The 14,778-nt window shown below is 64.4% G+C and carries 10 protein-coding genes and 3 tRNA genes; 8 read left to right on the forward strand and 5 right to left on the reverse strand.

Going from position 1 to position 14,778, the window contains the following annotated elements:
* The first annotated feature begins 76 nt into the window (after positions 1-76).
* The 3 genes from E4680_RS08555 to E4680_RS08565 all read left to right on the forward strand — a co-directional run bounded on the left by E4680_RS08555 (position 77) and on the right by E4680_RS08565 (position 5,113).
* Positions 77-976: an SDR family NAD(P)-dependent oxidoreductase gene (locus E4680_RS08555; RefSeq protein WP_167792452.1), complete on the forward strand. Its 900-nt coding sequence runs from the start codon at positions 77-79 to the stop codon at positions 974-976.
* A 182-nt stretch (positions 977-1,158) separates the two neighbouring features.
* Positions 1,159-3,717 (forward strand): alpha-glucan family phosphorylase, encoded by a 2,559-nt coding sequence (gene glgP / locus E4680_RS08560; protein ID WP_135281995.1) that lies wholly within the window; start codon positions 1,159-1,161, stop codon positions 3,715-3,717.
* Positions 3,718-3,784: 67 nt separating this feature from the next.
* Positions 3,785-5,113, forward strand: coding sequence for an MATE family efflux transporter (locus E4680_RS08565; RefSeq protein WP_205688843.1), 1,329 nt, complete (start codon positions 3,785-3,787; stop codon positions 5,111-5,113).
* Positions 5,114-5,177: 64 nt separating this feature from the next.
* On the opposite strand, the gene E4680_RS08570 is transcribed toward E4680_RS08565, so the two are convergent.
* The 3 genes from E4680_RS08570 to E4680_RS08580 all read right to left on the reverse strand — a co-directional run bounded on the left by E4680_RS08570 (position 5,178) and on the right by E4680_RS08580 (position 5,472).
* A tRNA-His gene (locus E4680_RS08570) sits at positions 5,178-5,253 on the reverse strand.
* A 43-nt stretch (positions 5,254-5,296) separates the two neighbouring features.
* Positions 5,297-5,373: transfer RNA gene (locus tag E4680_RS08575), tRNA-Arg, on the reverse strand.
* Positions 5,374-5,395: 22 nt separating this feature from the next.
* Positions 5,396-5,472, reverse strand: a tRNA-Pro gene (locus E4680_RS08580).
* A gap of 286 nt (positions 5,473-5,758) precedes the next feature.
* Here E4680_RS08580 and E4680_RS08585 point away from each other — a divergent pair.
* Positions 5,759-7,654 (forward strand): TIGR00341 family protein, encoded by a 1,896-nt coding sequence (locus tag E4680_RS08585; protein ID WP_167792453.1) that lies wholly within the window; start codon positions 5,759-5,761, stop codon positions 7,652-7,654.
* Between the two features lie 175 nt (positions 7,655-7,829).
* Positions 7,830-8,699, forward strand: coding sequence for a bifunctional methylenetetrahydrofolate dehydrogenase/methenyltetrahydrofolate cyclohydrolase FolD (gene folD / locus E4680_RS08590; RefSeq protein WP_135281998.1), 870 nt, complete (start codon positions 7,830-7,832; stop codon positions 8,697-8,699).
* Between the two features lie 23 nt (positions 8,700-8,722).
* Here folD and cysS read toward each other — a convergent pair whose 3' ends face one another.
* A complete protein-coding gene (gene cysS / locus E4680_RS08595) occupies positions 8,723-10,114 on the reverse strand; it encodes a cysteine--tRNA ligase (RefSeq protein WP_135281999.1) in 1,392 nt (463 codons plus the stop codon).
* Between the two features lie 15 nt (positions 10,115-10,129).
* The gene (gene gltX, locus E4680_RS08600; protein ID WP_276605620.1) at positions 10,130-11,545 is read right to left on the reverse strand and encodes a glutamate--tRNA ligase; all 1,416 of its coding nucleotides are present in this window, start codon (positions 11,543-11,545) and stop codon (positions 10,130-10,132) included.
* Between the two features lie 134 nt (positions 11,546-11,679).
* Between gltX and E4680_RS08605 the strand changes: the two genes are divergently transcribed.
* From E4680_RS08605 to E4680_RS08615, 3 genes are all read left to right on the forward strand, one after another.
* The gene (locus tag E4680_RS08605; RefSeq protein ID WP_422666671.1) at positions 11,680-12,252 is read left to right on the forward strand and encodes a peptidylprolyl isomerase; all 573 of its coding nucleotides are present in this window, start codon (positions 11,680-11,682) and stop codon (positions 12,250-12,252) included.
* A 3-nt stretch (positions 12,253-12,255) separates the two neighbouring features.
* Positions 12,256-12,993: a UDP-2,3-diacylglucosamine diphosphatase gene (locus tag E4680_RS08610; protein ID WP_135282001.1), complete on the forward strand. Its 738-nt coding sequence runs from the start codon at positions 12,256-12,258 to the stop codon at positions 12,991-12,993.
* Positions 12,994-13,229: 236 nt separating this feature from the next.
* On the forward strand, positions 13,230-14,678 hold the full coding sequence (locus E4680_RS08615; RefSeq protein WP_135282002.1) for a hypothetical protein: 1,449 nt from the start codon (positions 13,230-13,232) through the stop codon (positions 14,676-14,678).
* The last annotated feature ends 100 nt before the right edge of the window (positions 14,679-14,778 follow it).

Raw genomic sequence — 14,778 nt, forward strand, 5'->3', positions numbered from 1 at the left:
GCAAACAGCCGGCGCGCGCCATGAGACAGGCATCCGCTCCAGCGGGTTCATGAACAGTCGCAAAAAGGGGATCATAATGGATCGCGCGCCAGATCAGGAGGCGCGTCTTCAGCGCACACCGAAGGAACCCGCCATGGATGGAACCGCGATACCCAACCCACCCCTGACCCAGGCCGTGCTCATTACCGGCGCCTCCTATGGCCTGGGCTACGAACTTGCGCAGTGCTTCGCCGCCGATCGGCATGCCTTGATCCTGGTGGCCCGCAGCGGCGAGCGCCTCGACGCCGTCGCTAGCGAGTTGCGGGCGGCGCATGGCATCGCCGTCGACACGATCGCGATGGACCTGGCCCGCCCTGAAGCCGCCCGCGAGCTGTTCGCAGAGGTCCAGCGGCGTGGCCATGCGGTCGAAACGCTGGTCAACAATGCTGGATTCGGGACCTATGGCCGCTTCTCCGACATCGATTTCGACGCCGAGACCCGGCAGATGCAGCTCAACATGCTCACGCCGACCCAGCTCACCAAGCTGTTCCTGCCCGGCATGCTGGCCCAGCGACGCGGTCAGGTGGTGAACATGGCCTCCATGGCCGGCTACACGCCGGGCCCCTACATGGCCATCTATTTCGCCTCCAAGGCCTACCTGCTGTCCTTCTCCGAAGCCATCGCTGAGGAACTGCGCGGTTCAGGCGTCTCGGTCACTGCGGTCTGCCCCAACGTGGTGGAAACGCGTTTCCAGGAAGCTGCTCAAAACCAGGCGGCCTACATCGGCGGCCGCTTCCGGCCGCTGATGGCGGACGCCCGCACCACGGCACGCCAGGCCTACGCACTGATCAAGGCGCGCCGGATCGTCGCCATTCCGGGCTGGACCAATCGTCTGGCCGTGGCCGGACTGCGCCTGATTCCGCGCGCGCTGCTGCGCCGCGCCATGGTGCCGTTCCAGAAAGGTCCGGATATTGCCGATTACCCAAAAGGATCCTGAACAGGTTGGCCGCGCCGATACGCAAGCCGGTCACACGCACAGGTTATCCTCCGGAACGTTGCGGGCGTTGATCCCGCAACGCGGTACCGAGGCTCGCGCATCCTGAGCGGCAATGCCCTGGACGGGCAGGACCGATCCGCCCGGATCCGAGCTGTGCTGAATTCGTCTTCCAAGGAATCTGCATGGCCCCGAAACGCTTTTCAATCGAAGTCCAGGCCCGCCTGCCGGCACGGCTGGCCGATCTCGACGTCCTCGCCAACAACCTGTTGTACGCTTGGGATCGGCGTGTGCGGCGCGTCTTCCGGCACATGGATCCCATCCTGTGGGACCGCTGCGGCCACAATCCCAAGGTGTTTCTGCGGCAGATCTCCCAGCGCCGTCTGGAGGAGCTGCTCGATGACATCAATTTCATGGAGGAGTACGAATACGCCCTGACCGTTTCGCGGCACTACCAGGACCAGACACGCCGCCTGCACCCGAAACTGACGCGCCATCTGGATCCGACCAACGATGTCATCGCCTATTTCTGCGCCGAATTCGGCCTGCACGAAAGCTTGCCCATCTATTCCGGCGGGCTCGGCATCCTGGCGGGCGACTATTGCAAGGCCGCGAGCGATCTCGGACTGCCTTTCGTGGCCGTCGGGCTGATGTACCACCAAGGCTATTTCACCCAGATCATCGATGAACATGCCGAACAGCGCGCCGAGTTTCATCCCCATCGACTGGAAGATCTCCCGATCACCCCAGCGCTCGGACCCGATGGCCGGCCGGTAGAAATCCAGCTCGGCTTCCCGGGCCGCAACGTTGCGGTTCGCGTCTGGCAGGCGATGGTGGGACATCTCAAGCTCTATCTGCTCGATACCGACGTGCCGAGCAATCACGACGAAGACCGCGCCATCACCTATCAACTTTATGGCGGCGACCGCATCACCCGGCTGAGCCAGGAGATCGTGCTGGGCATTGGCGGCGTGCGTGCCCTGCATGCACTGGGCGTCACGCCTGCGGTCTGGCACATCAACGAAGGTCATGCCGCCTTTCTGGTCCTGGAACGCTGCCGCGAACACGTTGCCCGGGGAATGCCGCTGACCGCCGCGCTGGAACAGGTGGCCGGCGCCACCGTGTTTACCACCCATACGCCGGTGCCGGCGGGTCACGATGTATTCGATCGCGCGCTGATCGAGCCGTATCTGAAGGACATGGCGCACGATCTCGGCATCGGCATGGACGAGCTGATGGGGCTGGGCCGTTCGCCCGGACATGAGTCGGGCTTCAATATGACCACGCTGGGGCTGCGCGGCTCACGTTTCCACAATGGGGTGAGCCGGATCCACGGCGAGGTCGCTTCCCGCATGGAAGCCTACCACTGGCCGCAGGTTCCGCCGTCGGAAAATCCCATTGGCTATGTCACCAATGGGGTGCATGTAATGACCTTCCTGGCCAGTGAATGGGTGATGCTGTTCGATTCCCGCTCGCGGGGCTGGCGTGAATACATGACCGACCGCCGGTTCTGGACCGATTACGTCCAGGCCATCCCCGATCAGTCCTTCTGGAGTCTGCGCCAGAACATCAAGACCGGCTTGCTGGACTATGCGCGCGAAGTGCTGTGCCGCCAATATCGGCGCAATCACATGGGTGAAGCCCACATCCAGCGTCTGCTGTCGCATCTGTCGCCCAACGGTCATCCTCCGCTGGTCCTGGGCTTCGCCCGCCGTTTCGCGACCTACAAGCGTGCAACGCTGATGTTCCGCGATCCGGTCCGGCTTGCACGCATCCTGAACCAGACCGATCGCCCCATCGTGCTGCTCTTCGCCGGCAAGGCACACCCCCAGGATCGGCCCGGCCAGGATCTGATCCGCATCATCGGCGACTATTCGGAACAGCCCGAGTTCGAAGGCAAGTTGTTCTTCATCGAAAACTACGACCTGGCGCTGGGGCGCAAACTGGTCGCCGGCGTGGATGTCTGGCTCAACAATCCGGAATACCCCATGGAGGCCTGTGGCACCTCGGGTCAGAAAGCCGGGCTCAACGGGGCGTTGAACGTCAGCATCCTGGATGGCTGGTGGGGCGAGACCTTCGATGGGGAGAACGGCTGGGGCCTGATCCCCCAGACCGGAGTCGATCCCGATACCCGGGACCGGCTGGAAGCCGAGGAGTTGCTCGACGTGCTCGAACACGAGGTCATTCCGCTCTACTTCAACCGCAACAGCCAGGGCTACTCACCCGGCTGGGTCAAGCGCTCGAAGGCCGCCATGCAGAGCATTCTCCCGCGCCACAGTGCGGAGCGCATGCTGCACGACTACATCGAACAGTACTACACTCCGGCGATCCATCATGGCCGGCGTCTGGCGGCCAAAGAGGGCGCGCTGGCCCGGGAACTGACCCAGTGGAAAAACAAGGTGCGCCTGGCGTGGAGCGGCGTCCGCATGACGCGGCTGGATACCCCCTCCGCTCGGATCGACGTCGACACCGCGCTCAACATCCAGGTCAAGATCGAGCTCAATGGCTTGACCCCCGAGGATGTCCGACTGGAATGTGTGCTGGGAGAGGAAGATGCTTTCGGCGCCTTCAACCGTCGGACCTGCTATGCGCTGCAGCCCGTCGGGGTAGAGGGCACGGCCACCATGTTCGGTCTGCAGGAACCCATGGCGGAAGCCGGGCTTTATGCCTACGAGGTTCGACTGTTCCCCTTCCACCCGGCGCTGGCCCATCCCTTCGAGACCGGCTGCATGCTCTGGCTGTGACACCGATGCCGAACGTCGCGCCCCATCGCACACGAGGACGCCGCATCCTGCAGCAGCCCGGATTCGCGTGAAGGACACCGCTCCGGGCTACCGGACACTGGTCCGGCTCGCCATTCCGGTCATCCTGGCCAACGCGGCAACCCCGTTGTTGGGTCTGGCCGACACAGCAGTGATCGGGCGCACCGGCGATGCCACCGCGATCGGCGCAATCGCCTTGGGCGCGCTGATCTTCAGTGTCCTGTCCTGGGGCTTCGCCTTCCTGCGCATGGGCACCACGGGATTCGTGGCCCAAGCCGCGGGCGCAGGGGACCCGGTCGAAGTGCGGGCCATCGTCGCCCGCACCCTCATTACCGGCCTATTCCTCGGCATGGCGTTGATCCTGCTGCAAATCCCGCTGCGCGTTGCCGCGCTGGGCCTGCTTGGTGGCAGCGAACCGGTGGAAACGGGCGTCCGGCACTATTTTCACATCCGCATCTGGGGCGCGCCGGCCACCCTCGGACTGTACGCGCTGCTCGGCACACTGATCGGTCTCGGCCGGATGCATGCGCTGCTCGGGCTGCAACTGTTGCTGAACGGATTGAACCTTGCCCTGGACGTCGGGTTCGTGCTGGGGCTGGGATGGGGCGTGCGAGGGATCGCGCTCGGCACCGTGATCGCCGAATGGATCGCCTTCGCTGTCGGCTGCCGGCTCGTGTGGCGGCTGATTCATCCCGGACGGCGGTCCCAGACCGCCATGTGGCCGTGGAAACGCATCCTGATGCGCCACGAATGGCGGCGCATGATGAGCGCCAACACCGATATCCTGTGGCGGACCCTGGCGCTGCTCGCCGGTTTCGCCTGGTTCACCAACCAGGGTGCCCGGTTTGGCGATGTGACCTTGGCCGCCAATCACATTTTGATGCAGTTCACGATACTGTCCGCCTTTTTCCTGGACGGATTTGCCTTCGTTCTCGAATCACAGGTTGGCCATGCCAAGGGTGCGCGCGAGGCGAAGCGGCTTCGCCTTGTGGTCATCCGCTCGACCGTTCTGGCCGGAATCACGGCCACGGCGCTGTCACTCGTCATCCTGCTTGCCGGACCCTGGTTGGTGGACCGGCTCACGACACTCGAGAGCGTGCGCGAACAGGCCCGGATCGCGCTGCCTTGGGCTGCGCTGTATGTGGCGTGCTCGTTCCCTGCGTTTCAGTTGGATGGCATCTTTGTCGGTGCCGGCGACAGCCGCCCGATGCGCAACGCGACCGTGATGGCGTTGTTGAGCTTCCTTGTCGCCGCGCTACTGCTGGTGCCAAGGGCTGAAAACCACGGGTTGTGGATCGCCTTCGTGGGCTATGTGATCGCCCGGGGCCTGTTTCTCGGCCGCTATCTGCCCAGGCTTGCACGCCAGCTGCGATCCTAGGCCGCACGCAGTGCGGTCAGGGCACGCGCGCACCCGTTGAAACGGCTGGAGATCAAGGGGGGGATGGGGTGGACGATGGGGCTCGAACCCACGACCGCTGGAATCACAATCCAGAGCTCTACCGACTGAGCTACGTCCACCATAGACTTGTACGAAGCTGCAACCCGCTCGCCGGCGGATCAGTGGCGCGCCCGGCAGGACTCGAACCTGCAACCCTCGGCTTAGAAGGCCGATGCTCTGTCCGGTTGAGCTACAGGCGCTCTCCTGAACACCCTGGCGGGTTGGTCGGGGTAGAGGGATTTGAACCCCCGACACCCTGCTCCCAAAGCAGGTGCGCTACCAGACTGCGCTATACCCCGAGAGACTGATCCGAGGCTCGGCCTTACCGTCCCAAGGCGGTGACGCCAAAAACAGCAAGGTTGCAAATCATAGCGGCCGTTTCGGCCAGCGTCAATTTCCTGAAGGCGGGTCCGCGACAGGGAGCCGGATGGCTCCGGCGCCGGCGCGCCGGGTATCATGCTCGTACCGGCAGCCAAGCGGACGCTGCCGGGATCCGGCGCACCCTCGCCAAGGCCGTGCACCCACCGCAACGACCCGCAATGCTCCGCAACCCGCGGCCCGGACCTGATGCTGAAAAGGACCCCCATGACCGACGCCACGCCCGAACCGATCGTGCTGATTTCAGAGCAGGCCGATCCGGAGACACTGGCGAGCCTCGAAGCGGAGCTGACCAAGGCCGAGGCATCGACGCTCGAACGCCGTACCCTCGATCAATGGCTCGCCGACACCCGTCCACAGACTCGCCTGGTGTGTCTGCTGTCGGACGCCGAGTTGCGCCGGTTGCTGACCGACGAACGCGTGGGCGATTGGCAGATCGCGGTCCTGCCGCTCAAAACCAATCGCAGTGCCCAGGTCAGCTTCGGCGTGCCCGCGCATCTGGGTCAGGCGCTCAAGGGCGCACTGGAGATGGAGAATCCCACACGCATCGATCTGCTGACCTGCAACGGACAGATCATGCTCGGCACGCTGATCGTCGGCAACGTCTGGGGTCTGCACGCGCCGATCACGAAGCCGCACTTCTGGCGTGATCTCATCACCACCCTGGGACACCTGCGCAGTCTGCGGCTGCAGGCTTTTTCCATCACCACGGGCAAGGGGCAGAAACAGGATCTGGCGGCCATGGGGGTGACGGTCTTTGGTCACAACTTTGCGGGACTGTCCACCACAGCCATTCACCAGGCGCTCATGCCCAATGATGGCCGGCTCAACGCCTTCATCCTGTCTCCGACCAGCGTGCTGAGCCATTTGTGGTTCCTGCTCAAGCTGCGCTTCCAGCGCCCGTTCTCGATGCGTCAGCTGCCGGACAGCATGGGTTTCATCCGCAGCCAGTCGCTCATCATCACCAGTCAGCATCCGCTCGAGTCAACGCTCGACGGCCAGACGATGGAGACAAGCGAGTGGCACATCGAGGTTCGCCAGGACGCCGCAGCCGTCTTCATCAACAAACGGCTGGAATTGAGTACCGAAGAGGGCGATACGCGCGATTCGCTGCGCACCAGCCACCTCCCCAATCTGGCGGCCAGCCGCATGCTGAGAGACCGGCCGCTGCCGTTTCTGCCGCATGCGGCCGAGGCCGACTTTCGCGAACTGTTTCTCACGCTGCGCAGCAATGCCGAGCCGTCGGTGCCGTTCGTCCTGCTGATGATCCTGAGCACGCTGCTGGCCAGCACCGGCCTGTTTCTCAACTCGGCATCGGTGATCATCGGGGCAATGATCCTGGCGCCGCTGATGTCTCCCATCATTTCCCTGTCCATGGGCATTGTGCGGTCCGATCGCTCACTGGTACAGCCCAGTCTCAAGACCCTGGCCGCCGGGCTGTCGATGGGGCTGGTCTGCGCTGCAATCTTCGCCCTGCTGACCCCGCTGCGGACACTGACGCCCGAAATGGCGGGCCGACTGAACCCCAGTCTGCTGGACCTGATGGTGGCGCTGCTCTCCGGCGTGGCTGGGGCCTATGCCCATGCCAAGGAAGAGATTGCCAGGAGCTTGGCCGGAGTTGCGATCGCGGTCGCCTTGGTCCCGCCGCTGGCGGTAGTCGGCATCGGTGTGGGCTGGATGGACACCGCCACGATGCTGGGCGCGAGTCTGCTGCTCATCACCAACCTGATCGGCATCATGCTGGCCTCCAGTGCAACGTTCATCATGCTCGGTTTCGCGCCGATCAGCCGTGCACGCAAAGCCCTGCGGTTGAGTCTCGTGCTGATGCTGCTGGTGACCATTCCACTCAGCTTGCGCTTCGATCGCATGGTCGATCAGAACGCGATTCAGGACACCCTGTCGCGGATCGCCGCCAACCATCCCGAAGACGGCATCCTCGATGTGCGCGAAGTGATTCTGTCCGGCAAGAAGCCGCTGATCCGGCTCGATGTACGCGTGCAACAGGACTGGAATGAGACCATGATGGACCGGCACAAGGCCCGCATCGAGCAGACGCTGGGCTACCCGGCCGACCTGGAGTTTTCCGTGGTCCATGTCCGCTGATCGGCCGGATGTGGGCGTCTTTCGTACCGGCCAGTGCGTCGAGGAATCATCGCCACTGCTTGCTGCGCGGTAGCGGCCATGCGAGAATCGCCCCCCAACCTCGCCAGCCGCTCCGGGTTGATACGACCACCGTGCACCGTTTTCCAGCCGCTTCGATGATGCCCCGGGGGATTCCATGAGTGCCCGCACCCTGGACGGTCGCGCGCTGGCGCAAACGCTGCGCAGCCGTATTGCCGCCCAAGTCAGCGCCTGGCGCGCCGAGGGGCGACGCGCCCCCGGCCTGGCCGTCATCCTGGTCGGTGACGATCCGGCATCGGCGGTCTACGTGCGCAACAAGCGCACCGCCTGTGACGCCGCAGGCTTCGCTTCGCACCACCACCCGCTGCCGGCGAACACTTCCCAACAACAGCTGCTGGATCTCATCGCGACGATGAATGCCGATCCAACGATCGACGGCATTCTGGTCCAGCTCCCCCTGCCCCCGCATATCGACAGCGAAGCGATCATCGAACGCATCGATCCGACCAAGGATGTCGATGGCTTTCACCCGTACAATGTCGGCCGGCTGGCGCTGCGCCTGCCGCTGCTGCGCCCCTGTACGCCGCGCGGCATCATGCTGCTGCTGGAGCAGACCGGCATCGACCTGCGCGGCCAGCGCGCCGTGGTCGTTGGCGCCTCCAACATCGTCGGCCGCCCGATGGCGCTGGAACTCCTGCTGGCCGGCGCCACCGTGACAGTCTGTCATCGCTTCACGCGCGATCTGGCCGCCGAAGTGGGCGCAGCCGAAATCGTGATTGCCGCGGTTGGCAAGCCGGGACTCATCCCCGGCGGCTGGATCCAGCCCGGCGCGATCGTCATCGATGTCGGCATCAACCGACTGGCCGACGGTTCGCTGGTGGGTGATGTGGCGCCGCAGGCCGCTGAACGGGCCGCCTGGCTGACACCGGTCCCGGGCGGCGTCGGCCCGATGACCGTGGCCATGCTGCTGCAAAACACCCTGGAAGCCTACGCACGCCGGGAGGGCGTCGCCCCCCTCGCCGATTAGGTGCATTTCACCCGGTCCTGCCGCTAGGCGCGCCGCCAGACGGTGCCGCCTGCCCCGTCTTCCAGCACCACGCCGTTGTGCGCCAGCTCATCGCGGATGCGATCGGCCTCGACCCAGTCGCGGCGGGCCCGTGCCTCGCGCCGCGCGGTAATCAGCGCTTCGATGGCCGCTGCGTCCAGCCCGCCCTCGGTCGTACCGGCACCCTGGAGATAGTCCTCGGCCGAGGTTTGCAGCAAGCCCACGACACCGCCCAGCGTGCGCAGGCCCGCGCCCAACGCCGCGGCCTTTTCGCTATCGGTGTCGCGCAGGCGGTTGATCTCCCGGGCCATCTCGAAGAGCACAGCGAGCGCCTTTGAGGTGTTGAAATCGTCATTCATGGCATCGTCGAAGGCTTCCGCAAACGAACCGGTTTGCGCTGTCGTGACCGGCGGCAGGCCGCGCAGACTGAGATAAAGCCGGTCCAGTCCCTCGCGCGCCGCCTCCAGCTGGGCCTCGGTATAGATCAGCGGGCTGCGGTAGTGGCTGCCAAGAATGAAAAAGCGGAGCACCTCTCCGGAGTAGCGCGCCAGCACATCGCGGATAGTCGTGAAATTGCCCAGCGACTTGGCCATTTTCTCTTCGCCCACCTGGACGAAGCCGACATGCATCCAGGTCTCGACGAAGGGTTCTCCGGTCGCCGCTTCGCTTTGCGCGATCTCGTTTTCATGGTGCGGAAACTGAAGATCCATCCCGCCGCCGTGAATATCGAAATGGGCGCCCAGGCACTGGGTCGCCATGGCCGAGCATTCGATATGCCACCCCGGACGGCCTGGACCCCATGGCGAATCCCAGGCCGGTTCGCCCGGCTTGGCCTGCTTCCAGAGCACGAAATCCAGCGGATCGTCCTTGCGTGCATCGATCTCGACCCGCGCACCGGCAAGCAGGTCTTCCGGGCGCCGACCGGACAGTTTCCCGTAGGACTCGAACTGGCTGACATCGTAAAGGACATCGCCGCCCGCCCCAACGTAGGCGTAGCCCTTGTCGACGAGGGTGCGGATCATGGCCACGATGTCGGCGATGTGTGCTGTCGCGCGAGGCTGATGATCGGGCGGCAACACGCCGAGCGCCGCGGCATCCTCGTCCATGGCCTGGATGAATCGGCCGGTGAGCGCGGCGATGGATTCGCCGTTCTCGGCGGCGCGTCGGATGATCTTGTCGTCGATGTCGGTGATGTTGCGCACATAGGTCAACTCGAAACCCAGATACCGCAGGTAACGAGCGACCACATCGAACACCACCAGGACCCGGGCGTGACCAAGATGGCAGTAGTCGTAGACGGTCATGCCGCACACATACATGCCCAGTCGGCCTGGGTGGAGGGGCTCAAGGGGCGCTTTGGTGCCGGTCAGGCTGTTGTGGATCTTCAGTGTGCTCATGGAGAAGGGCAATCCTTATGGCATTTCGGATCGTGCCACAGCGCAGGCCGCCTCGGCCGCAGCGAGCCGGGCACGCACGATCGGTCGCGGCATCAGGGCAAACAGATCCCGCAGTTCGGGACCGTGTTCGCGCCCGGTCAGTGCCAGACGCAACGGGATGAACAGCGCCTTGCCACTGCGGCCGGACTGGTCGCGGACGGCGCGAGTCCAGGCGCCGGCATCGTCCGGATGCGCCTCGAACAACGCCGCGGCGAGTCGAAAGAATGCGGAGCCTGCGGCATGCAGATCCGCCAGGTCATCGGTGCCGACGAGCGGCTGGTCGGTGAACAGACACTCGGCCCATGCGCGCGCTTCGGCTGGAAAATTCACGTTTGGCGCCACGGCGCGAACGAAATCCGCACGCACGGCTTCGGGCACCCGATCGTCACCCAACTCGGCAAAGGCCAGAAAGGCGTCCACGGGCAGAGCGCTCACCGCCAGCTTCTGATAATGCATCAGCTGAGCCGGATCGAAGCGCGCAGGCGCGCGGCCGACGGCAGCGAGATCGAAAGCGGCGGCCAGTTCGTCCAGGGACAGCAGACCGGGTTTTTCCAGATGATGCCCCAGGCGCGCCAGATAGTTCACCAGCGCCAACGGCAGATAACCGGTCGCACGCAGCTCGGCGATGCTCTGACTACCGTTGCGCTTGGACAAAGGCGCGCCGTCGTGCCCGGTGATGAGCGGCAGGTGGCCGTAGTACGGCGCCACCAGACGTAACGCTTCGAGCAGCAGGATCTGGCGTGGAGTGTTGGTCAGGTGGTCCTCGCCGCGCAGCACATGGGTAATGCCCATGTCCGCGTCGTCGACCGCGTTGCTGAAGAAAAACGCCGGAGTCCCGTCCGTTCGCCGCACCACGAAATCGCCGATATCCTTGGATTCGAAGCATTGCGGACCGCGAATGAGGTCCTCGAACACAACCGTCTGGCCTTCGGGTACCCGAAATCGCAGTGCCGCGGGCTGATTCTCAGCCATTCGCCGATCCACTTCAGCGGCCGGCAACCGGGCGCAACGGCCGTCGTAACGCGGCGGTCGGCCGGCTGCCAGCTGACTGCGCCGCTGCTCGGCAAGCGCTTCGGGCGTGCAAAAGCACGGGTACAGTCGCCCTTGGGCGCGCAGCGCCTCGAAATGCTCCGCGTACAGATCCTGCCGCCGTGACTGGTAGAACGGCCCTTCCTGCCACGGCAGGCCGAGCCAGCGCAGGTCTTCCAGGACGCCTTCGGCATGCAGGACCGTGCTGCGCGCCGCATCGGTATCCTCAATACGCAGCACGAAATGCCCCCCCTGCCGGTACGCCAGCAGCGCGCTGAACAAGGCCGTACGCGCGTTGCCAAGGTGCATCCGTCCGGTCGGACTTGGGGCGAATCGGGTCTTGAGCACGGAATCAGGCTCCACGGGAAATCGCCAAAGGTGCTCAATCATACCAGTCACAGCAAGCACGGCGGATGAGGTCAGCTTGGCCCGGGCGAGTCGGCGCCGTATGATGGCGCCCATCCAACAGGAGTCCTGAAGTCATGCGGAGATTGGGAATGCTATCGATGATCTTGATGCTGCTCAGCCATCCGGCGGCGGCCGAACCTGGTGAGGGCGGAACCGCCGCGCCGCGCGTGCGTCTGGAAACCACGCAGGGCCCCATCGATGTCGTACTCTTTCCCGATCGCGCGCCCGAGACGGTGAAGAACTTCCTCGCCTATGTGGATGCCGGCGCGTACGACGGCACCGTGTTCCACCGCGTCATCCCCGGTTTCATGATCCAGGGCGGCGGTATGGACGAACAGATGAACCAGCGGCCGACACGCGCGCCCATCACGAACGAAGCCCGCGCCGACACCCCCAACCGCGCCGGCACGCTGGCCATGGCCCGCACCAGCGCGCCCCACTCGGCCACCGCACAGTTCTTTATCAACCTGGTCGACAACGGGTTTTTGAATCACACCGCACCCACGCCGCAGGGCTTTGGCTATGCCGTCTTCGGCGAAGTCATCGCGGGCATGGACGTGGTGAACGAGATCGCGCAGGTGCCCACCGGCTCGCGCGGCATGCATCAGGACGTGCCCAAGACGGCAGTCGTGATCACCTCGGCGCAGCGCATCACGCCCTGAGCCGTGCCCGCCACGCTGCTGTTCTCGGACGTTCATCTCAGCCCCGCCCGGCCAGCGATCCAGGACATCCTGATCGGCCTTTTGCACGGTGAAGCGCGCCGGGCGGCGGCGGTCTACATTCTCGGTGACCTGTTCGAGTACTGGGTGGGGGACGACATGGTACCCCCCGAATTCGCGCCGGTGCTTGATGCCATCCGGGCACTATCGGGAAGTGGTGTCCCCGTCTTCTTCCAGCGTGGCAACCGGGATTTCCTCATCGGCGCGGCACTGGCCCGTCGCTGCGGCCTGCAGCTGCTCCCTGATCCGACCGTCGTCGAGCTGCATGGTCGGCGGGTGGTGCTAACCCACGGGGACCTGTTGTGTACCGCCGATGTCGGCTACCAACGGTTCCGGCGGGTGGTCCACAATCGCCCGCTGCAGCGCCTGTTCCTCGCCCTGCCCCGCGCGGCGCGCCGTCGCATCGCTGCCAGTCTGCGGGCGCGCACCCAACAGGCGGTCCGCGGGAAACCGGCGGCCGTCATGGATGTCGATCCGGCTGCAGCCCGTGCTCTGCTGGAGCAGCACGGCGCCCAGTGGATCATCCACGGCCATACCCATCGGCCCGCCATCCACGACTTGGACGATACGAATACGGGGCGTCTGCGCATCGATCTCGGCGACTGGTACCGCGACGGGCGCGGCCTGTGGGTCGATGCCGAGGGTGCCCGCCCGGTGCGCTTTCCCGCCGTCACGCGGAACTGATTGCACACCGCGTCCTCACGGCGCCACACAATCATCCGCGTCAAGAAAAGCCGACGGGCCAAGGCCGGCCCCGGCCGCAGCTCAGCGCAACACGTGTTTGACAGATGCCATGCGATGAACTTCACTCGGTCGGATAGTCGCGTCCGCCGAAGGGGATCGCCTCCACGGCGATCGGAAGACGCGGCACTACGGGTTCCATGGAACGAGAAACCCGCTCAACGTCAAGGAGACATTGCATGAACGCGCGACTCGCCGCTGTGGCGTGCGCCGGTGTGCTGGGCCTTGCCCAGAACGCCTTCGCCGCCGTTGAATACGGCTCGGTCAACGACACCGAATATCAGCAGATCCTCCAGAGTCTGGAAGCCAAGCCAAGCCTACTGGCCGATCGGCCCGAACTGTCCCGCCGCCTCACCACTGCCCAGATCGACCAGCTCGTCAAGGACATGGGGCTCAACGCCTATACCTGGGTCGCGCCCGTCGTGGTCAAGGCCGAACAGGCGGACAAGGTTGCACAACACAACATTTCCGATATTTCCGTCATGGCGGTCCGGGCCGGCAAGCTGGTTCCCATCCCATTTCAGATTGATGAGCGCGACGAAGATGGCTGGGTCTACGTCGAAGGCGTTTCCAAGGCTGACTTAGCTGGCGTGGCTGGCAAGTTCGATGCCAAAGACGAGATCGTCTTTATGCATCGGGACACCGGCCGGGAGCGCTACGATGCGGAAAAGACACCACTTGCGGACGGCAAGCTGGTACAGGAAGTCGCCCTGACCGATAATGGCAGCACCCGCTATGCCTATCTGGTGACCGGCAGCACGGCACGCGACCCGGCCCGCTATGTGAAGTACGACGAGCAAAGCAACCGCTTCACGGGCAACTTTCACAATTTCAAGCAAAGCAGCGATAACATGCTGATGTTCGAGGACTACCGCGCCAATGCCGGGCCGACCCCGAGCCATCGTGTCCTGGACACCATCTTCCTCGACCTCTCGACCGGCGTCATCACCCCGTGGCCACGGGTCTCCGTCGGCATCCAGAACATCGAAGCCAAGCGGATGGGGGTCAAACACGGTCCGATTCGGGAAGTGCTGCTGCTGTCGATCCGGGTGGTGGTCGCGGGTATCCCGGTTTTCTTTATCCGTTCGGATATGACGCTCTATGACGAAGGCATCGACCTGCCGGTGCGCCTCAACATCCCGGGCGGCGAGATCCTGACCCGCGTCTTGAACAAACCAGTCATCGACATCGGGCTGGATATGAACGACATGAAAGGTGGACGGTTCTCCGCGGCGGTGAACCCGACCGGGCAATACGGCAAGATCGACGGCAAGATCGACGATGTCGAGAAGAAACTGGCCATCCGTGTCCCGGACAAGAACTGGCTCTGGCTGGAAAGCGGCAAGGGCTTCGACATCATGATGCAGGTCGGCATCCCACCGGACTGGCCGGTGCAAGCCGAACTCTACTATGAAGACGATCTCAAACCGAAAAAGAAATTTGAAACCGAGACCTTTCCCGGAGCGTTGCCGCGCATGGGCGTTCGGGTTACTGAGCTGCCCGTCGGCAAGCTCAACATCGATCTGTCGGTGGTCCTCTGGTTCCCGGCCACGGTGGGGGAATCCGGACCAGTGGGCTTCGCCAAACGCATGGACAATCCGCCCAAACCTGTGCTGAAAGCCCTGTAGCTTCTCCTCGTCCCGAGACTTCAAACCCCGCTGCCCGGCGGGGTTTTTCTTTGCCGCGGTTCCGCCCGCTCCCGATCCCGGCTAGCATGAGCTGTTCGAT

Source organism: Candidatus Macondimonas diazotrophica (assembly GCF_004684205.1).
Lineage (GTDB): Bacteria > Pseudomonadota > Gammaproteobacteria > UBA5335 > UBA5335 > Macondimonas > Macondimonas diazotrophica.